The 18,832-nt window shown below is 68.5% G+C and carries 17 protein-coding genes, 2 tRNA genes and 1 pseudogene; 11 read left to right on the top strand and 9 right to left on the bottom strand.

From position 1 onward, the window contains the following. Positions 1-893: 893 nt before the first annotated feature. The 3 genes and pseudogenes from VF592_RS02105 to VF592_RS02095 all read left to right on the top strand — a co-directional run bounded on the left by VF592_RS02105 (position 894) and on the right by VF592_RS02095 (position 2,621). Entirely contained in the window at positions 894-1,241 is a 348-nt protein-coding gene (locus VF592_RS02105) for an SDR family NAD(P)-dependent oxidoreductase (protein WP_331003942.1), read from the top strand. 25 nt (positions 1,242-1,266) lie between these two features. Then, positions 1,267-2,308: pseudogene (locus VF592_RS02100) on the top strand (nicotinate phosphoribosyltransferase); the annotation flags it as partial. Positions 2,309-2,547: 239 nt separating this feature from the next. Beyond that, a tRNA-Gly gene (locus tag VF592_RS02095) sits at positions 2,548-2,621 on the top strand. Between the two features lie 212 nt (positions 2,622-2,833). On the opposite strand, the gene VF592_RS02090 is transcribed toward VF592_RS02095, so the two are convergent. The 5 genes from VF592_RS02090 to VF592_RS02070 all read right to left on the bottom strand — a co-directional run bounded on the left by VF592_RS02090 (position 2,834) and on the right by VF592_RS02070 (position 6,120). Further along, complete coding sequence (locus tag VF592_RS02090) at positions 2,834-3,616, bottom strand: SDR family NAD(P)-dependent oxidoreductase (RefSeq protein WP_331003941.1); 783 nt, start codon at positions 3,614-3,616, stop codon at positions 2,834-2,836. A 26-nt stretch (positions 3,617-3,642) separates the two neighbouring features. Continuing rightward, positions 3,643-4,830 carry a zinc-dependent alcohol dehydrogenase gene (locus VF592_RS02085; RefSeq protein ID WP_331003940.1) on the bottom strand — a complete coding sequence of 396 codons (1,188 nt, stop codon included), beginning with the start codon at positions 4,828-4,830 and terminating at the stop codon, positions 3,643-3,645. After that, positions 4,830-5,414: an SRPBCC family protein gene (locus tag VF592_RS02080; protein WP_331003939.1), complete on the bottom strand. Its 585-nt coding sequence runs from the start codon at positions 5,412-5,414 to the stop codon at positions 4,830-4,832. The genes VF592_RS02085 and VF592_RS02080 overlap by 1 nt, the downstream gene beginning before the upstream one ends. Before the next feature lie 91 nt (positions 5,415-5,505). Continuing rightward, positions 5,506-5,886, bottom strand: a complete 381-nt coding sequence (locus VF592_RS02075; protein WP_331003938.1) for an HIRAN domain-containing protein — start codon at positions 5,884-5,886, stop codon at positions 5,506-5,508. Between the two features lie 147 nt (positions 5,887-6,033). Continuing rightward, positions 6,034-6,120: transfer RNA gene (locus VF592_RS02070), tRNA-Tyr, on the bottom strand. 142 nt (positions 6,121-6,262) lie between these two features. On the opposite strand from VF592_RS02070, the gene VF592_RS02065 reads away from it, so the two are divergent. Further along, the gene (locus VF592_RS02065) at positions 6,263-7,855 is read left to right on the top strand and encodes a M20/M25/M40 family metallo-hydrolase (RefSeq protein WP_414714135.1); all 1,593 of its coding nucleotides are present in this window, start codon (positions 6,263-6,265) and stop codon (positions 7,853-7,855) included. Next, on the top strand, positions 7,855-8,601 hold the full coding sequence (gene rlmB / locus VF592_RS02060) for a 23S rRNA (guanosine(2251)-2'-O)-methyltransferase RlmB (protein ID WP_331003937.1): 747 nt from the start codon (positions 7,855-7,857) through the stop codon (positions 8,599-8,601). The genes VF592_RS02065 and rlmB overlap by 1 nt, the downstream gene beginning before the upstream one ends. Before the next feature lie 209 nt (positions 8,602-8,810). On the opposite strand, the gene VF592_RS02055 is transcribed toward rlmB, so the two are convergent. Further along, complete coding sequence (locus tag VF592_RS02055) at positions 8,811-9,128, bottom strand: 2Fe-2S iron-sulfur cluster-binding protein (RefSeq protein ID WP_331003936.1); 318 nt, start codon at positions 9,126-9,128, stop codon at positions 8,811-8,813. A gap of 60 nt (positions 9,129-9,188) precedes the next feature. Between VF592_RS02055 and VF592_RS02050 the strand changes: the two genes are divergently transcribed. Further along, the gene (locus VF592_RS02050) at positions 9,189-9,818 is read left to right on the top strand and encodes a DNA-3-methyladenine glycosylase 2 family protein (RefSeq protein WP_331003935.1); all 630 of its coding nucleotides are present in this window, start codon (positions 9,189-9,191) and stop codon (positions 9,816-9,818) included. Positions 9,819-9,921: 103 nt separating this feature from the next. On the opposite strand, the gene VF592_RS02045 is transcribed toward VF592_RS02050, so the two are convergent. Both VF592_RS02045 and VF592_RS02040 read right to left on the bottom strand, forming a co-directional pair. Further along, positions 9,922-10,704: a helix-turn-helix domain-containing protein gene (locus tag VF592_RS02045; RefSeq protein ID WP_331003934.1), complete on the bottom strand. Its 783-nt coding sequence runs from the start codon at positions 10,702-10,704 to the stop codon at positions 9,922-9,924. Positions 10,705-10,944: 240 nt separating this feature from the next. After that, positions 10,945-11,364 carry a DUF2147 domain-containing protein gene (locus VF592_RS02040; protein WP_331003933.1) on the bottom strand — a complete coding sequence of 140 codons (420 nt, stop codon included), beginning with the start codon at positions 11,362-11,364 and terminating at the stop codon, positions 10,945-10,947. 78 nt (positions 11,365-11,442) lie between these two features. On the opposite strand from VF592_RS02040, the gene VF592_RS02035 reads away from it, so the two are divergent. The 3 genes from VF592_RS02035 to VF592_RS02025 are packed head-to-tail and all read left to right on the top strand — an operon-like array spanning position 11,443 to position 15,670. Further along, entirely contained in the window at positions 11,443-12,768 is a 1,326-nt protein-coding gene (locus VF592_RS02035; protein WP_331003932.1) for an Nramp family divalent metal transporter, read from the top strand. Next, the gene (locus VF592_RS02030; protein WP_331003931.1) at positions 12,765-14,393 is read left to right on the top strand and encodes an alpha-D-glucose phosphate-specific phosphoglucomutase; all 1,629 of its coding nucleotides are present in this window, start codon (positions 12,765-12,767) and stop codon (positions 14,391-14,393) included. Before VF592_RS02035 ends, VF592_RS02030 begins: the two co-directional genes overlap by 4 nt. Next, positions 14,390-15,670 (top strand): dicarboxylate/amino acid:cation symporter, encoded by a 1,281-nt coding sequence (locus VF592_RS02025; RefSeq protein WP_331003930.1) that lies wholly within the window; start codon positions 14,390-14,392, stop codon positions 15,668-15,670. Before VF592_RS02030 ends, VF592_RS02025 begins: the two co-directional genes overlap by 4 nt. On the opposite strand, the gene VF592_RS02020 is transcribed toward VF592_RS02025, so the two are convergent. Further along, complete coding sequence (locus tag VF592_RS02020) at positions 15,667-17,232, bottom strand: acyl-CoA synthetase (RefSeq protein ID WP_331003929.1); 1,566 nt, start codon at positions 17,230-17,232, stop codon at positions 15,667-15,669. The genes VF592_RS02025 and VF592_RS02020 overlap by 4 nt on opposite strands. A gap of 64 nt (positions 17,233-17,296) precedes the next feature. Here VF592_RS02020 and VF592_RS02015 point away from each other — a divergent pair, with 64 nt between their 5' ends. Next, positions 17,297-17,863, top strand: coding sequence for a TetR/AcrR family transcriptional regulator (locus tag VF592_RS02015; RefSeq protein WP_331003928.1), 567 nt, complete (start codon positions 17,297-17,299; stop codon positions 17,861-17,863). Beyond that, on the top strand, positions 17,860-18,828 hold the full coding sequence (locus VF592_RS02010; protein WP_331003927.1) for an NADPH:quinone oxidoreductase family protein: 969 nt from the start codon (positions 17,860-17,862) through the stop codon (positions 18,826-18,828). The genes VF592_RS02015 and VF592_RS02010 overlap by 4 nt, the downstream gene beginning before the upstream one ends. Positions 18,829-18,832: the final 4 nt, after the last annotated feature.

Genomic DNA, 18,832 nt, shown 5'->3' with positions numbered 1-18,832 from the left:
GCACAATATCTATTACGTATGGATACGTGAAGGACATGTAAGAGCGACTTGGCTTTAACCGAATATCCGACGCCTTGAAACCGCCAGAACCCGGAGCCGCCGCCCACATGTCCCTTCATCAAACCTACAATGTCAAAGAGCTGACTTAGAACGCGGAGCTAACCGAGTTCCTGCTCCGATGTTCTCAGAGCACGTACACAACGACGCGACCATCTCTGGACATCGCCGGTACGAAGAAGAAGCACACCTCCCATATCCCGACCACGCCTTGCGCTATCTCAGACTGGAGGTCACCGAGGCCTCAACCTCGAAAGGTCATCGCCGCCGGTTCGACCCATATATAAATCAAGTTCGGCGACGTCAACAAGGGTGTGAACTTTTTTGTTCGTTCGCAGCCGTTTCCGGCTGACCACGTCCAAGCCGCAGAGTGAATAGGGTACACTGACCGTTCGGTTCGGCCCGGCTGGAGCCTGCGCTCCTTCGAACCTCGAACGGCGCCCGCCACAATGCCCGTAAGGAGAGGGCAAGGGTAAAAGGCCGCCCCTCTCAGGACGGCCTATCCATTGCCAGCCGATCACGGCCCAGGCTTCAGAAGCGAAAATCTCCGACAGTGCCGGTCAGAACCTTCAGAGCCGCCGCGAGCGGCATAGGACAATGAGACATTCGACCACCTCCTTTCCGTTGTTGAACCCGTGACGCAATATGTACCTATCTCTTTCACATACAAGCCTTTATTCCGGTTTTCCAGGATCGACAAACCGGACGGCCTTGAACTGCCGCGCCGTCAGCGATGCTCGAAAGCGCCGTTGGCCATCACGTCCGGCCGTGGCTCCGACGCGTCCCCTCGCCCGCCATTCTCGCAGAATCTCCCGGCAGCTTAAGGGGTAGTTGCCGTGGGCTCGGTTTCAAAGCGTACGCTGCTCCCGCTTGCAGCCGTAGAGCAGGCGGGCCGCAGAGCGGTGCCGATGCCGGGCGACATCCAGCACGCCGATCACTGCCGGACGATCATCGCCAAGACCGTGAAGGTCTTCGGCCGGCTCGACATCCTCGTCAACAACGCCGGGTTCGAGATGTCGCGCGACAGCCTGGAAGAAGCGTCCGACGATGAGTGGGATCGCACCTTCGCGACCAACATCCCGGCCATCTTCCAGCTCTGCGAGGCGGCGCTGCCACACATGAGGCAGGACTCCTCAATCGTGAACACGCGCAGCGTGAATCCGAACAAAACGCCGATCCTATAACCGCCTCGTTGATTGGCCCGAGGCGATGGCGCTGACCGACATCGCGTCGCGGACCTATGATCATGGCTGGCGGCTCGATCCGATCGTGCGGAACCTGCTCGACACCGATTTCCACAAGCTGCCGATGCTGCAGATGATCTGGCGTGAGCATCGGGACGTCGATGTCACCTTCGCGCTGATCAACCGCACCGCCCACGTCCGTGTAGCCGAGGTGGTGGATCAAGGTGAGTTGCGCGCCCAGCTCGATCACGCGCGGCGTGCGCTTTGCGAAGAAGGAGCTGATCTGGCTCGCCGGCAACAGCTTCCACGGCAAGACGCAGATGTTCGGCGCGGATTTCCTGGCCTGGCTCGCCGATTTCGCCCTGCCCGATTATTAGCTGCGCAAGGTCGACGGCCAATATGAACTGCGCTTCCACGGGCCGCGGACGCACATCGCGATGTGGGAAATTCCGGCGCTGGCCATCGTCAACGAACTCCGCTCCCGCGCGGCCATGAAGGATCGCGGGCGGTTCGAACCCGACATCCTCCACGCGCGCGAAGGCCAAGCTGTGGCACAAGGTGGAGCGGCTCCGCGATCTGCCCGATCTGGCGCTTTCCGAATTCGGCACGCGGCGGCGGCACGGCTTCCTGTGGCCACGCTGGTGCGTCGAGGCGCTGAAGGAAGGCCTTGGGCGGGCGGTTCATCGGCACTTCCAACGTGCTGCTGGCGATAGAGAGAGCGACCTGGAGGCGATCGGCACCGACGCTCACGAACTGCCGATGGTGCTTGCCGCGCTTGCGGAGAGCGACGCCGAGGTCGCCACCGCGCCCTGGAGGAGTGGCGCGATCATTATGGCGGCAATCTGCTGATCGTCCTGCCCGACACGTTCGGCACCACCGCTTTCCTGGACGCCGCGCCCGAATAGGTGGCCGACTGGACCGGATTCCGCCCGGACAGCGCCCCACCGGTCGCGGGCGGCGAGCAGATCGTCGACTGGTGGCGGAGCAAAGGTCGCGATCCGGCGGGCAAGCTGCTGATCTTCTCCGACGGCATGGATCTGGACTCGATCGAGGAGACCTATCGCCACGCCAGCTTCGCGGCGCAGGAATCGGAAACACTGCCGATCACAGGCAAGCTGCTCGGGCACGAAAAGCTCAGGTCAGCCGCCACTTCAATCGGCCGACAAGCGATTATGGAAGCTTCGCGACGCCGCCCAGGCTCACGGCATTGACGGATCGTTCCAGCACGTGCCAGAAGGCTCCTCATCAAGGATTTGTAGGCCGCATCGTAAACTGCACAGGCGGGTAGCGGCCAAGTCCTTGTTATGCGGGTGTAGCTCAATGGTAGAGCAGAAGCCTTCCAAGCTTATGACGAGGGTTCGATTCCCTTCACCCGCTCCAGCCGCCGCGCGGCGTGCGCCGCCCCGGCGCATGACTCGTGCAAGGCCGGCCGGCGTCGTGCAACGACGACCGACGGCGCGGCTTCGCCGCGACGCCCCTTCTCCTCTTGATCGACGTAGACCCGCCCACCTGGCACCGCCGCGGCGAAGCCGCGTCGTCGGCCGACACGCGCGGACTGGGCCCGCGCGGTCGCCGCCCAGGCTCGGCCGGCGTCAGTCGGCCGAGCCCGGCTCCGCCATCTTCCGATGCTGTTCCGCCAATACTGCGTTGGGCGTGACGTTCGCGGTCGCCGCCTGGATCTTGTTCTTCCAGCCCGACACGATCGACGCCTTGCCCGCCATCAGCGCGTCCCAGCCGTCCTTGGCGACGTCCGCCGGATCGCTCTTGTTCGGGTTCGCGCCGACCGAAGTGTCGAGCATGTCGCCCCGCGCGAAGAATTCGGTTTCGACGGGGCCGGGCATCAGATTGGTGATCGTGACGCCCTTCGACTCCTTGATCTCGTTCTGGATCGCCGCGACGAAGCTGTCCACGAATGCCTTGGTGCCGTTGTACACCGCCTGGAACGCGCCGGGGATATAGCCCGCGATCGATCCGGTCACGAGCACCTTGCCGTCGTCGCGCGCGACCATGTCCTTGAGGACACGCTGGAGCAGATAGGCGGTACCGACGATGTTGGTGTCGACCACGTGCCGCCAGTCCTTGACCGGCTGGTCGAGGAACGCATGGCCCAGTCCGTGTCCGGCATTGGCGCAGAGCAGGTCCACGCGGCGCCCGTTCGCGGCGTCGAGCAGCTGGTCGACGCCCTGGATCGTCGACAGGTCGGCCATGACCGAGCTGACCTGCGTCCCGAACTGTTTGAAGTCGGCGGCGGCGGCATCGATCAGCGGCTCGTCCGCGACGACCAATATGTCATAGCCGTTCTTGGCCGCGAGCGTGGCGAGCTCGAAGCCGATGCCGGTCGACGCGCCGGTGATGATCGCGAATTTGTCGGCCATGGTTCTTCTCCTGTGGATCGGCGGGATCAGGCGGGCAGGCCCGACCCCGGCTTGAGCACGATCTTGGTGTATTCGTTCTGGCGGTCGTGGAACGCCTTATACCCGGCGGGGGCGTGTTCCAGGTCCATGCGGTGCGAGATCATGAACTCGGTGTCGATCTTGCCCTCCATGATCGCGTTGAGCAGCGCGGGCATATAATGCTGGACGTGCGTCTGCCCGGTCTTGAGCGTCAGCCCCTTTTCCATGAACGCGCCGAGCGGGAATTTGTCGACGAAGCCGCCATAGACCGCGGGCATCGACACGCGCCCGCCCTTGCGGCACGCGATGATCGCCTGGCGGATCGAATGCGTCCGGTCGGTCGCCAGGAAGGTCGACACCTTGAGCTGGTCGACGATGTTGTCGAAGAACGCCCCATGCGCCTCCAGCCCGACGCAATCGATCACCGCGTCGGGCCCGATCCCGCCGGTCATCTCCATCAGCGCGTCATAGACGGCGCTTTCCTCGAAATTTATCGTCTCGGCGCCGAACTTGCGCGCCAGTTCCAGCCGGCGCGGGAAATGGTCGATCGCGATCACCCGTTCCGCGCCCATCAGGAACGCCGACTGGACCGCGAACAGCCCGACCGGGCCGCAGCCCCACACCGCGACGGTGTCGCCCGGCTCGATCTGCGCATTCTCCGCGCCCATCCAGCCGGTGGGCAGGATGTCCGACAGGAACAGCACCTTGTCGTCGTCAACCCCGTCGGGAATGACGATCGGCCCCACGTCGCTGAACGGCACGCGGACATATTCCGCCTGGCCGCCCGCATAGCCGCCGGTCATGTGGCTATAGCCGAACAGCCCGGCCATCTCGGTGCCGTAAGGCTGGCGCGCGATGTCCTGATTGTCGGCGGGCAGACCGTTGGGGCAGGCCGAATATTGGTGCTTGCCGCAATGATAGCAGCTCCCGCACGAGATGGTGAAGGGCACCACCACGCGCTGTCCCTTCTTCAGCGTCGATTTCGGCCCGACCTCGACCACCTCGCCCATGAACTCATGGCCCAATATGTCGCCGGCCTGCATGGAAGGGATATAATGGTCGTACAGGTGCAGGTCCGACCCGCAGATCGCGGTCGAGGTGACCTTGATGACGCAGTCCCGGGGGTTGACGATCCCGGGATCGTCCACCGTCTCCATGCGGACGTCGTGCTTGCCGTGCCAGGTTAGAGCGCGCATCAGGCCATCTCCTCTTCGTGCTGCGCCATGTTCATCGCGGAGGTGGCGATCTCGCCCGTCTCCATCAGCTGCTTGAAGCGGTTGAGGTCACGCCGCGACTGGATCGCCGGCTCGCGCTGGTAGAGCTTGGCGACCAGCTTGCCGATGATGCCGCCGGCCGGATCGTAGAGGATCGTCGCCGACACCACCGTGCCGCGCCGGCCGGCGTCGCGGAACTCGACCCGGCCCGAATTGGCGACATCGGCCCCCGGCTCGCTGGTCCATTCGATGAACCGGTCCGGCTGCTCGGCGGTGACGCGCGCGTCCCACTCCACGGTCGTGCCGCCGGGCGCCTTGACGACCCAGTGCGACAGCCTGTCGTCCTTCAGGTCGATGCGGACCACATTCTCCATGAAGCTGGGCAGGTTCGCGAAGTTGCGAAAATATCCGTACACCTCGCTCACCGGCTTGTTGATCGTGACCGCCTGGGCGGTGACGCTCTTGCCCTTCGCGCCGCTGACACTGGCCCCGGTCTCGCCGGCGGCGTCGCGCTTGGACGCGCTCGCCGGAGCGTCGTCGGCCTGATGGGGGGACAGCTCACTCATCTTCGCGCTCCCGTTAAGCATGCGGGAGGGCAAACCACCCGACCGAGTCAGGCGTTCCCATTGTTCGGGAAAGAAAGTTAACGGCCCGCGGTCAGTCCTCGTCCGCCGCGCCGCGCTGGTCGAACGCGTCGGTCGGCTCGGCTTCCACTCGCTCGGGCAGGGTCGGCGCCCCGCCGCCGAAGCGCGCGCGGATCACCGCGCGGTGGTGCCCCGCCTCCTGGAACACCGCCCGATAGTCGCGGCCTTCGCGCAACCATTTGCCGATCAGGCCGCAGCGTTCGGCGGTGACGTAACCGAGTTGCGTCCCGCGCTCGCTATGCACCGCCACGGCGCGCGGATCGGCGGGGTTCCTGGGCTCGGGGCGCAGCTCGACCGGGTCGCCGGGGCGGCACAGCGCCATCTCGAAACGGCGGTTCGACCGGTCGCGATTGGGGAAGTCGAGGCCGACCACGGCGAGGGAAAGCTCGGTCATGGATGATATGTAAGGATGGAGGGCGCCGCGACGAGGCCTGTCCTGAGCGCCTGCCTTGCAGGCAGTCGAAGGGCCGCGTCGTCGGACGCGGCCCGGGCCGCGCCGGCCGGCTCGCCGCTTCTTGCTCGCTGCGCTCGCGCGGCGAGCTGGTGGACAGGGTAGGGTTCGAACCTACGTAGGAGAAACTCCGGCAGATTTACAGTCTGCTGCCTTTAACCACTCGGCCACCTGTCCAGCCCGGCCGCTCGCAAGCGAGGCGGCTCCATGCCGAAGCGTCCCCCGCCTGTCAACGCGCCCCGGATCGACATGCGCGGCGGTTGCGCGCGCGCGGCGCACCGCATAGCAGGCGGTGAACGCCGTCGAAGGAACCGAACGCTTGCGCCACCTGCTGCTCGCCACCGCCATGCTGACCGCCGCGCCCGCTATCGCGCAGGACGCGACCACCAATCGCATCATCGACCAGGGCACCAACCACAGCCAGGTCATGACGACCGCGCAGCACCTGACTGACGTGATCGGCCCACGCCTGCCCAACTCGCCCCAGATGCGCGCGGCCGAGGCATGGACGCAGGCCAAGTTCCGCGAATGGGGCCTCTCCAACGTGCGCAAGGAAGGCTTTCCCTTCGGCCGCGGCTGGTCGATCGACCGGTCCAGCGTCCGCATGACCGCGCCGCGCCCGATCCAGCTCACCGCCATCCCCATCGCCTGGACCCCCGCCGCCCGCGTCACCGCGCCCGTGATCGTCGCGCCGATGCGCCGCGAGCGCGACTTCGCGAGATGGCGCGGCCAGCTGCGCGGGAAAGTCGTCATGGTCACCCGCCCGACCGATCTGCGCGACCCCACCGATCCCGTCGTCCAGCGCCTCTCGGGCGAGGAGATTTCGAAGCTCGACACCTTCGAACAGCCCCGCTTCGACCCTACCGCGCTGCCCCGCAACCTGCGTCGCTCGGACTTCCCGCAAAAGCTCGACGCCTTTCTCAAGGCCGAGGGCGCGGTCGCCTATGCCACCATGTCGCGGAACGACGGCAAGCTCGTCCACGGCGAGGGCTGGGCGTTCGAGGTCGGCAGCCCCGCCGCCATCCCCGGTGTCGAGATCGCGGCGGAGGATTATCGCCGCCTCGCCCGCCTCGCCAAAATGAGTCCCGCCCCGACGCTTGAGATCGAGAATGCGGTGCGCTTCCACGACGACGACACCCAGGCGTACAACATCCTCGCCGACATCCCCGGCAGCGATCCCAAGGCCGGATACGTCATGGCCGGCGCGCATCTCGACAGCTGGGTCGCGGGCGACGGCGCCGCCGACAATGCCGCGGGCTCCGCGGTGGTGATGGAGGCCGCGCGCATCCTGCGCGCCTCGGGCGTCCGCCCCAAGCGCGCCATCCGCTTCGCGCTGTGGAACGCCGAGGAGGAAGGGCTGCTCGGCTCGATCGCCTATATCCAGCGTCACATCGCGACGCGCGGGCCCGCGGGCGCGGCGCCGCTCAACGGCGATAAGCTCTATTACAGCTTCTCCAACCAATGGCCGATCACGCCCCTGCCCGGCCACCGCGACCTCGCCGCCTATTTCAACATCGACAACGGGTCGGGCAAGATCCGCGGCATCTATGCCGAACGCAACCCGGCCGCGGCGCCGATGCTGCGCGAATGGCTCAGCCCCTTTGCCGCGATGGGCGCATCGTCGGTCGTGGTCAGCCCGACCACGGGCACCGACCATGTGTTCATGCAGTCGGTCGGCATCCCCGGCTTCCAGTTCATCCAGGACCCGCTCGATTACGACAGCCGCGTCCACCACACCTCCGTGGACACCTTCGACCATCTGAAGGGCGAGGACATGCGCCAGGCGTCGATCGTCCTCGCCTCCGTGCTGCTCAGCGCCGCCGATGCCGACCAGCCGCTGCCCCGCCCGCCCCTGCCGACGCAGCCGGTCGTCACCGATCCCTTCGCCTACCCGCAAGACGAGGACGAATAATGGCCAAACGCGGTCACCGCCCCTCGACCGGCGTCGGCAACCGCCCGCGCTTCTGGGGCCGTCACGCCGTCAGCGCGGCGCTCGCCAACCCCGAGAGGAACGTCCGCAAGCTCTGGGGCACGCGCGAGGCGCTGGCGGGGTTCGACCTGCCCGCCTCGCTCCCCATCGTCTTCGCCCACGTGGCCGATCTCGGCCGCCTCGTCCCCGCCGACGCGCCTCATCAGGGCCTGGTCGCCGAGGTCGATCCGCTGGAGGACATGTGGCTGGGCGACCTGCTGATGCAGGGTGCCGAGGACCAGCGCCCGCTGGTGATCCTCGACCAGGTCACCGATCCGCACAATGTCGGCGCCGTCCTGCGCTCGGCGGCCGCCTTCGACGCGCTCGGCATCGTCACCCAGGACCGCCACGCCCCTCCCGAATCGGGCACCGTCGCCCGCGCGGCGTCGGGCGCGCTGGAGAGCGTTCCCTGGGTCCGCGTCGTCAACCTCGCCCGCGCGCTGGACGAGATACGCGACGCCGACTTCTGGCGCATCGGCCTGACCGGCGAGGCTCCCCGCACCCTGGCCGAGACGATGAACACCCAGCGCATCGCCCTGGTCCTCGGCGCCGAGGGCGAGGGGATGCGCCAGAACACCGAAGCCCATTGCGACGAACTCGCCCGCCTCCCCATCGGCGACAAGGTGGAAAGCCTGAACGTGTCCAACGCGGCGGCGATCGCGCTCTACGCGGTGGCGACGCGGGCCTGAACCTGATCCTCCCCGAGGTCGTCTCGGGGAGGGGGACCGTCCGGCTAAGCCGGATGGTGCAGGGGCTCTCGCTGAACTTCTACTGCAACAACGCCGGCAAAGCCGCCGTTCCCACGTCGAACGGGATCGGCGTGCGCCGCCGCGTCGGCCGGGTTTGGCGCTGCGCCGTCGGCGCATCGGCGCGGGCGCGGCCGCGCCTGCGCGCGCGCCTAATCCTCCTCCGCGATCTTCACCCGCATTCCGTCCAGCGCCGGGCCGAACTGCACCTGGCAGGACAGCCGCGAAAATTCCGTCCGGTAGCTGGTCGACTCCAGGAGGTCGTTCTCGTCCTCGCTCATGGGTTTCAGCAACGGGAAGAACGCCGGGTCGATCTGCACATGGCAGGTCGCGCACGAACAATTGCCGCCGCACAGCGCCAGAATCTCGTCGATCCCGCCGTCGCGGATCACCTCCATGACCGACAGCCCGGTCTCGCCGTTCAGTTCGCGTTCTTCCCCGTCGCGCAACTCGACGATAAGCTTGGGCATGTTCCACTCCACCAATGCGACGCCGCGCCATGCCGCTCCCGAGCGGCCGGATCAAGCGCCATGGGCCTGAGCGCCGACCGCCTGCGCGCCGACCTGAACGCGCTCGGCCGGGTCGAGCCCGCCTTCGCCCGCGCGCTCGAACGGGTCGGCCACCCCGCCCCGCGCATCCGCGCGCGCGGCTACGCCACCTTGCTGCGCACCATCGTCGGCCAGCAGGTGTCGGTGAAGGCCGCCGACGCCGTCTGGCGCAAGCTGGAGGCGACCGTCGGCGATTCGGCCGACCCCCACGCCATCGCCGCCGCGAGCGACGAGGCGATGCGCGCCGCCGGCTTTTCCCGCCAGAAGACCGGCTATGCCCGCAGCCTGGCCGAGGAGGTGACCACCGGCCGCCTCGACCTCGACCACCTCCCCGCCGACGACGAGGCGGCGATCGCCGCCCTAACCCGCGTCAGGGGCATCGGCCGCTGGTCGGCCGAAGTGTATCTGTTGTTCGCGGAGGGCCGCCCCGACATCTGGCCCGCCGGCGACCTTGCGGTCCAGATCGAGGTCGGCCGCATCCTCGGCCACGACACCCGACCGACCGAGCGCGCCACCCGGGCGCTCGCGGAGCCGTGGCGCCCCTACCGAGGCGCGGCGGCGATCTTCACCTGGCACCATTACGGCGTGGGCGCGGACGCGGCGCCGGTTTGAAAACACGGCTTTGGGCCCGAACTTCCCACGGCGAAGCCGTCGAGAAGGGCTGGCGTGCGGGCTGGCCTGTCTACAAGGGCTACCCCGCACGCCGGCCTCGCAATTACCCGATCGTCACGCCCACGACACGCCAACCGCCGTCCTCGCGATCGAGGGTGACCGTCTCCACCGCCTCGGGCGTGTTGGCGAACCGGGTACGGAACTTCACCACCTCGTAACCGGCCGGCGGGGCAGGAAGATTCTCCTGGCTCACGAACGTGCGCGAGATCACCGCGCCGAGCGGCAGGCGCACCTTTTCCGACACGGCGGCCCAGACCTGGGCGGTGTTCAGCTTGCGGAACGATGTGCCGGTCGCCCGGTAACTGTCGTCCCAACGTCCTTCATCCACCAGGGCAAGCCATCGACGCGCCGAGCCCACCACCTCCGACTCCGGTGCCGGGCGGGAAGCGGTCGGCGTCTGCGCGGGGGCGAAAGCGAGATGAGGCGATCCGAGCAGCGCCACCAGGCCGAGGGCAAGCGTCATGAGGAGAACTCCGATGATGATCCAGGAAGGGCGGTAGGCCCGCCCCACGCCGCTGGTCGGCGCTGTTTCCTGATCCATCCGGGACAGACCCGCGTCTCTCCTGATTTCCGCGTCCCCGAATAAATCGGGGGTCGGTGAACCCGGTTCATCACCTTCGACTTCCAGCAACAGGCGTGCTGCCTCGCGGCTGCTCGACACCGCCAGTTTCCGCCGGGCGTCGCGAAGCCGCTCGTTGATCGTGTAGACCGACAGGCCGAGACTACGCGCGACCGATTTGGCGTCGTGGCCCCGGACGATCAGGCGAAGGGTCTGCTTCTCCTTTTCGGTCAGCGCCCGGAAACCGTCTTTCGCCCGTGTGCTCATATCTTCCGGGACCTAGGTCACGCCCAATGTCGCAGCCACCCCGAAAAATTTGTCTCTCGAGAACCGAATGATCGCGTGCCGACGGGGCCAAGCGGAGTGGACGATTTCGCGGCGGGAGCCGAACCGCCGCCGTGGACGCGTCCCGCATCCGCGCCCGGCCCCGTTCACGCCTACCCTTCCCCGAAGTCGTTCAGCTTCGCGGGCCCGCGCGAACACGCGTTTACGCTTGAACTTCCGCGGCTACCGCGTCGGGCGCCACAGCTGCGTCTGGCACAGGAAGGCGATGCAGCCCTGCACCTTGAGCGTGCCGTCCGGGTTCCGGCTCAGGATCGACTTGTAGCTCTTGCCCGATCGCGGATCGTAGATGCGGCCGCGCCAGTCCTTGCCCTTGTCCGCGAAACCGCTCAGCACCGCCATCCCCAGGATCGGGCGCCGGCGTAGCGCGGGGTCGGGATTGTTCACGTCGAGCGGGTTGGGCGTCGACGGCCGCCGGAGAAAAGTCGTGATCCGACCGCATATCGTCGCGCCGCACGGCCCGATCGTCACCACCGAATCGCCTTCCACCGTGACCCATCGCCCCGCGATCGGCGCGGCGGCGAAGGCCGGGGCGGCAAGGGCGGGGGCGGCGAGGGCCAGGGCGGCGAGGAGCGAAGCGCGCATGGCTTCCTATAGCCCCGACCGCCCCGGGTCGCGCAAGCGTCTTGCCGCCCGCGCCCGCTTCCGCCACACCGCCGGGCCATGAACGCCGCCGCGCCCGCCGCTCCCGCTCCGCATTCGCCCTCGCTGCCCGAATCCTTCCGCACCGTCGCCGTGCCGACCACGGGGTCGTGGTGGCGGCGGATCGGGGCGTTCGCGGGGCCGGGCTATCTGGTCGCGGTCGGTTACATGGACCCCGGCAATTGGGCCACCGACATCGCGGGCGGCTCCGCCTTCGGCTATGCCCTCTTGTCGGTCATCCTGCTGTCGAACCTGATGGCGATGCTGCTCCAGGCCCTGTCCGCGCGGCTCGGCATCGCGGCGGGGCTCGACCTCGCCCAGGCGTGCCGCGCCCGATATTCGCGGCCCGTGTCGCTGGTGCTGTGGGTCCTGTGCGAGATCGCGATCATCGCGTGCGATCTGGCGGAGGTGCTCGGCACCGCCATCGCGCTGAAATTGCTCTTCGGCCTGCCGCTCACCTATGGCGTCGTCATCACCGCGCTCGACGTGTTCCTGATCCTCGCGCTCCAGCGCTTCGGGTTCAGGAAGCTCGAAGCGTTCATCATCGCGCTGCTCGCGATCATCGCGGGATGCTTCGCGTTCGAGCTGATCCTGGCCCAGCCCTATATGCCCGACGTACTGCGCGGGCTGGTGCCCACGACCGAGATCGTCACCGACCCCGCCCGGCTTTACCTGGCCATCGGCATCCTCGGCGCGACGGTGATGCCGCACAACCTGTATCTCCATTCGTCGATCGTCCAGACCCGCGCCTTCGACCGCGACGAGGCGGGCAAGGCCAATGCGATCCGCTGGGCGACCGTCGACTCCACGATCGCGCTGGGGCTCGCCTTCTTCATCAATGCCGCGATCCTGATCCTCGCCGCCTCCGCCTTCCATGTCGCGGGGAACACCGACGTGACCGACATCGACGAGGCGTACCGCCTGCTCTCCCCCGCGCTCGGCATGGGCGCGGCCTCCGTCGTCTTCGCGGTGGCGCTGCTCGCGGCCGGGCAGAACTCGACGGTCACCGGCACGCTCGCCGGGCAGATCGTGATGGAGGGGTTCCTGCGCCTCAAATTGCCCTTCTGGGCGCGGCGCGTGATCACCCGCGCGCTGGCGATCGTCCCCGCGGTGATCGTCGTCGGCGCGACCGGCGACGCGGGCGCGACGCAGCTGCTGATCCTCAGCCAGGTGGTGCTCTCGCTCCAGCTTCCCTTCGCGATCGTGCCGCTGGTGCGCTTCACCAGCGACCCCGCGCTCATGGGGCGCTTCGCCAGCCCCTGGTGGATCAGGCTCGTCGCCTGGGGCGTCGCGGCGGTGATCATCGGGCTCAACGTCACCCTTCTCGCAGGACTGGCCTTCGGATGATCCGCACCGTCTCGACCAAACCCTTTCCCGACCAGAAGCCCGGCACGTCGGGGCTGCGCAAGAAGGTCCGCGTCTTCCAGCAGCCGGGCTATGCCGAGAATTTCATCCAGGCGACCTTCGACGTGGTGGCGGACCGCGCCGGCACCACGCTCGTGATCGGCGGCGACGGGCGCTTCCTCAACCGCGAGGTGATCGGGGTCGCGATCCGCATGGCGGCGGCGAACGGCTATGCGCGCGCGGTGGTCGGCCGGGGCGGCATCCTGTCGACCCCCGCCGCCAGCCACCTGATCCGCCTGCGCGGCGCGTCGGGCGGGCTGATCCTCTCCGCCAGCCACAATCCCGGTGGCCCCGATGAGGATTTCGGGATCAAGTACAACATCGCCAATGGCGGCCCCGCACCGGAAATGGTCACGGAGGCGATCCACGCCCGCACCTTGGCGATCGACGCATACCGCATCGTCGACGCGCCCGATATCGACCTTGACCACCTCGGCGAGGTCGCCGTCGGCGACTTGATCGTCGAGATCGTCGACCCCGTGGCCGATTACGCCGCACTGATGGAGCAGCTGTTCGACTTCCCCGCCATCGCCCGTGCTGTCCGGGGCGGCCTCACCATGGCCTTCGACGCGATGAACGCGGTCACCGGCCCCTATGCGACCGAGATCCTCGAGCGTCGGCTCGGCTTTTCCGCCGGCACCGTCCGCAACGGCGTGCCGCTTCCCGATTTCGGCGGCCATCACCCCGACCCCAACCTCGTCCACGCCGCCGATCTGTACCGGCTGATGATGGGCGACGACGCCCCCGATTTCGGCGCCGCGTCGGACGGCGACGGCGACCGCAACCTCGTCATCGGGCGCGGCCGTTTCGTGACCCCCTCGGACAGCCTCGCCATGCTCGCGGCCAACGCGCATCTCGCGCCCGGCTATGCGGGCGGGCTGAAGGGCATCGCCCGCTCCATGCCCACCAGCGCCGCCGCCGACCGGGTCGCCGACGCGCTGGGCATCCCCGCCTTCGAGACGCCGACCGGCTGGAAGTTCTTCGGCAACCTGCTCGACGCCGGCAGGGCCACGATCTGCGGGGAGGAGAGCGCGGGCACCGGTTCCGACCATGTCCGCGAGAAGGACGGGCTGTGGGCGGTGCTGCTCTGGCTCAACATCCTGGCCGCGACCGGCAAGAGCGTCGACGCGATCGCCCGCGACCATTGGGCACGATTCGGCCGCAACTATTATGCCCGCCACGATTATGAGGGCGTCGATGCCGCCCATGCCGACGCGCTGATGGCGGAACTGCGCGGCAGGCTCGACACCCTGCCTGGCCGCCGCTTCGGCACGCTCGCGGTCGAGGCGGCGGACGATTTCGCCTATCACGACCCGACCGACGCGTCGATCAGCCGCAACCAGGGCGTGCGCGTGCTGTTCGCGGGCGGCAGCCGCGTCGTCTTCCGCCTGTCGGGCACCGGCACCAGCGGCGCGACCCTGCGCGTCTATCTCGAACGCTACGAGCCCGTCGGCGGCGACCTCGACCGCGACACCCCCGCCATGCTCGGCGACATCATCGCCGCCGCCGAGGAGATCGCCGGCATCGCCCGCCACACCGGCCGCACCGCGCCCGACGTCGTGACGTGACCCCCGCCTCCCCTGTATCCGGGGAGGACCGCCGTACCCCGCTCTGGCGGCACCTGTACGTCCAGGTGCTCGCCGCGATCGTGCTCGGCGCGCTGCTCGGCCATTTCGCGCCCGCGACCGGCCGGGCGCTCAAGCCGCTCGGCGACGGGTTCATCAAGCTGGTCAAGATGGTCATCGCCCCCGTTATCTTCCTGACGCTGGCGGGCGGCATCGCCGGGATGCGCGAGCTGGGCGCGGTCGGCCGCGTCGCGGGCAAGGCGCTGGGCTATTTCCTCGTCGTATCGACGCTGGCGCTGCTCGTCGGGCTGGCCGTCGCCAACATCGTCCGGCCCGGCGCGGGGATGAACATCGATCCCGCCACGCTCGACCGCGGCGCCGTCGCCGGCTATGCGGCGAAAGCGCATGACGCGAGCCTCACCGACTTCCTCCTCGGCGTGATCCCCGAGACGCTCGTCTCCGCGCTCACCTCGGGCTCGATCCTCCAGACGCTGTTCGTCGGCATCCTGTTCGGCATCGCGCTGATGCTCGTCGGCGAGCCCGCGCGGCCGCTCCTCGCCACGATCGATCGGCTGACCGCCGTGGTGTTCCGCATCGTCGGGATGCTGATGCGCCTGGCGCCGATCGGCGCGTTCGGCGCGATCGCCTTCACCGTCGGCGCGTACGGTGCCGGATCGCTGGTGCGGCTGGGTGGGCTGGTCGCCACCTTCTACCTGACGTCGCTGCTGTTCATCCTCGTCGTGCTGGGCGCGGTCGCGCGCGCGCACGGCTTTTCGATCCTCCGCCTCATCGCCTATCTCAAGTCGGAGCTGCTGCTGGTGCTCGGCACCTCCTCGTCCGAATCGGCGCTGCCCGCGCTGATGACCCGGCTGGAGGAGGCGGGCTGCGACAAGGCCGTGGTCGGGCTGGTCGTCCCCACCGGCTATTCGTTCAACCTGGACGGCACCAACATCTACATGACGCTGGCGGCCCTGTTCATCGCCCAGGCCTGCGGCGTCGAGCTGAGCTGGGGCGAGCAGTTCGCGCTGCTCGGCGTCGCGATGATCAGCTCCAAGGGCGCGGCGGGCGTCACCGGCGCGGGGTTCATCACGCTGGCCGCCACCCTGTCGATCGTGCCCAGCGTCCCCGTCGCGGGCATGGCGCTGATCCTCGGCGTCGACCGCTTCATGAGCGAATGCCGCAGCCTGACCAACTTCATCGGCAACGCCGTCGCCGCGATCGTCGTCGCCCGCTGGGAAGGCAAGCTCGACCGCGAACGACTGACGGAAGCGCTGGGCTAGGCCGGCACCTTGCCCCAATATTCGTCCCGCAGCAGCCGCTTGTAGAGCTTGCCCGTGTCGTGCCGGGGCAGCTCGTGGCGGAAATCGACGCGGCGCGGCGCCTTGACGTGGCTCAGATTGGCGCGAACAAAGGCGATCAGTTCGGCCGCGAGCTCCGGTCCGGCGGCGTCGGGGTCGCGCGGCTGGACGATGGCGACGACCTCCTCGCCCATCTCCTCGTGCGGCGCCCCGATCACCGCCACGTCCACCACATCGGGATGGGTGACCAGCAGGCTCTCGATCTCGGCCGGATAAATGTTCACCCCGCCCGAGATGATCATGAAGCTCTTGCGGTCGGTCAGGTACAGATAGCCGTCCTCGTCGACCCAGCCGACATCGCCCAGCGTCGTCCAGCCATGCCGGTTCGCCGCCTCAGCGGTCTTGGCCGGATCGTTGTGATAGGTGAATTCGCCCCCGCCCGCGAAATACACCGTCCCCTCGGCGCGGGGCGGCAGCGGCTCGCCGTCGTCGCCGCAGATCATCGTCCGCGCGGTCAGGTTGCGCCCGACCGATCCCGGCCGCGCCAGCCATTCCGCCGCGGAGATGGCGCAGAACCCGTTGCCCTCGGTGCCCGCATAATATTCCCCGACGATTGGACCCCACCAGTCGATCATCGCGCGCTTGACCGGCTGCGGACAGGGCGCCGCCGCGTGCCAGACGGCCTGGAGCGACGACAGGTCGTGGCGCGCGCGCACCGTCTCAGGCAGCTTCAATAGTCGCACGAAATGTGTCGGCACCCACTGGGCATGGGTGACGCGGAAGCGTTCGATCGCGGCCAGCGCCGCCTCGGGATCGAAGCGGTCCATCACCACCACCGTGCCGCCGAGCTGCTGGACCGCCATCGACCAGCGCAGCGGCGCGGCATGGTAGAGCGGGGCCGGCGACAGATAGACCATGTCGGGGGTGAAGCCGTACAGCGCCCGCCCCAGCATCACGAGCGGCGAGACATTGGTCCCGAACGGCTCGACGGGCAGCGGGAACTTGACGCCCTTGGGCTTGCCCGTCGTGCCCGACGAATAAAGCATGATCTGCCCCGCCACGGGATCGTCGATCGGCCCCGCCGGCTGCGCGTCGCGCGCCTCTTCATAGGATCGGTAGCCCTCGGCCGTGCCGTCGCATAGGAACAGGGGCATGTCGCCCAGCGCGGGCCTGAGCGCCTCGGCCAGCCCGGCCACCCCCGCGCTCGCGATCAGCATCCCGCACCCGGCGTCGCGGATGATGTACTCCGCCTCGGCGGGCGCCAGCTTGGACGACAGGCAAGTGCAATAGACCCCCGTCCGCTCCGCCGCCCACATCACCTCCAGAAAACGGGGGCTGTTGTCCATCAGCACCGCGACGCCGTCGCCCAGCCCCAACCCCATCGACCGGATCAGCCGCGCGCCCCGGTCGGCGCGCGCGTCGAGCTCGGCATAGGTCACCACCTCGCCCGTCGCCGCCATGACATAGGCCGGCTTGTCCGGGGTCGCGCGGGCATGGCCCACCGGGTGCGGCAACGGCTCCTCGGGATGGGGCTCTGCGCTCATCGGCTCTCCTGACGGGCTGGACGCCCAGCTCTTTATCGACATAAGTTTCGTTATGGAGGAGGGCTTGTCAAGCGAACCCGCGCGCAGGGCACCGTGGAAGCAGCCCGACCTGCGCCCGCGCGACTGGCTCGACGCGGGCCAGTCGCTGCTCAAGCGCGGCGGGCTCAAGGCGCTCAAGCTTCGCCCCCTTGCCGATGAGCTGCGCGTCTCGACGGGCAGCTTCTATCACCACTTCCCCGACTTCGACGCCTATCAGGGCCGCTTGGCCGACTATTTCGCCGAACAGCAAATCGAGGATCTGATCGCGGCGGTGTCGCGCGCGGAGGGCGATCCGATCGGGCGCATCCGCCTGCTCTCCGGCCTGGTCGTCCGCCACCGGCTCGCGCGGCTCGGGCTGGCGATGCGTGCCTGGGGAGAAAGCGACCCGCGCGCCAAGGCGGCGGTCGACCGGCATGACGACATCGTGCTCGGTTTCCTGACGCGATGCCTCAAGGAGGCGGGCTTCGCGGAGCATGAGGCGAGCTTGCGCGCCTATGCGCTGATCGCCTGCGGGCTGGGCCGCATCCACGCCCCGCATCTGCGCCGGGGCGACCTGACCGAGGACCTGCTGCGCCTGTTGTGCACGCGGTGAGGGCGCTGACCGTCTCCGCACTGTCGGACGATCTGTCGGGCGTCGCGCTGCGCGACCGGCCCGATCCCGATCGGCGCCCCGGCCAGCTCCTCGTCCGCGTCCGCGCCGCGTCGCTCAACTATCCCGACCTGCTGATGACGCGCGGCGCCTATCAGCTTAAGCCGCCCGTCCCCTTTACGCTGGGGATGGAGGTCGCGGGCGAGGTGCTGGCCTGCGACCCGGATAGCGGCTTCGCGCCCGGCGAGCGTGTCGCGGCGGGCACGCGGCTGGGCGGGTTCGCCGATCTGGTCGCGGTCGACGCCCGCACAGCGCGGCGCATCCCCGCCGCGATCGACGACGCGCGCGCCGCCGCGCTCGGCGCCGCCTATCTCACCGCCTATGTGGCGCTCGTCCGGCTCGGCCGCCTGGAGGCGGGCGAGTGGGTGCTCGTCCACGGCGCGACCGGCGGCGTCGGTCTGGCCGCGCTCGACCTCGCCCGCGCGCTCGGCGCCCGGACGATCGCCACCTCGCGCTCGCCGGACAAACTCGCGCTCGTCGAACGGGAATACCGCCCCGACCTCGCCCTTCCCGCCCCCGGTTTCCGCGAGGGGGTGAAACAAGCGACCGGCGGCGGCGCGGACTTGGTGTTCGATCCCGTCGGCGGCGGCGTGTTCGACGAATCCACCCGCTGCACCGCCTTCGGCGGCCGGTTGCTGGTGGTCGGCTTCACCTCGGGGCGGATCGCCAGCGTTCCGGCCAACATCCCGCTCATCAAGGGCTTCTCCGTCGTCGGCGTGCGCGCGGGCGAATATGGCCGCCGCTTCCCCGAACGGGGCGCCGAGGATGTCGACGCGATCTGGTCGCTCGCCGCCGCCGGCCGCATCCGCCCGCGCGTCCACGCCACCTATCCCCTCGCCGACTGGCGCGCGGCGTTCGACGCGATGGCGCGCGCCGAGCATGTCGGCAAGCTCGTCATGATCCCCTGAAGGA

This window comes from Sphingomonas sp. (genome assembly GCF_036388435.1).
In the GTDB taxonomy this organism is placed as follows: Bacteria; Pseudomonadota; Alphaproteobacteria; order Sphingomonadales; family Sphingomonadaceae; genus Sphingomonas.
This window is presented reverse-complemented; position numbering and strand designations above follow the sequence as displayed.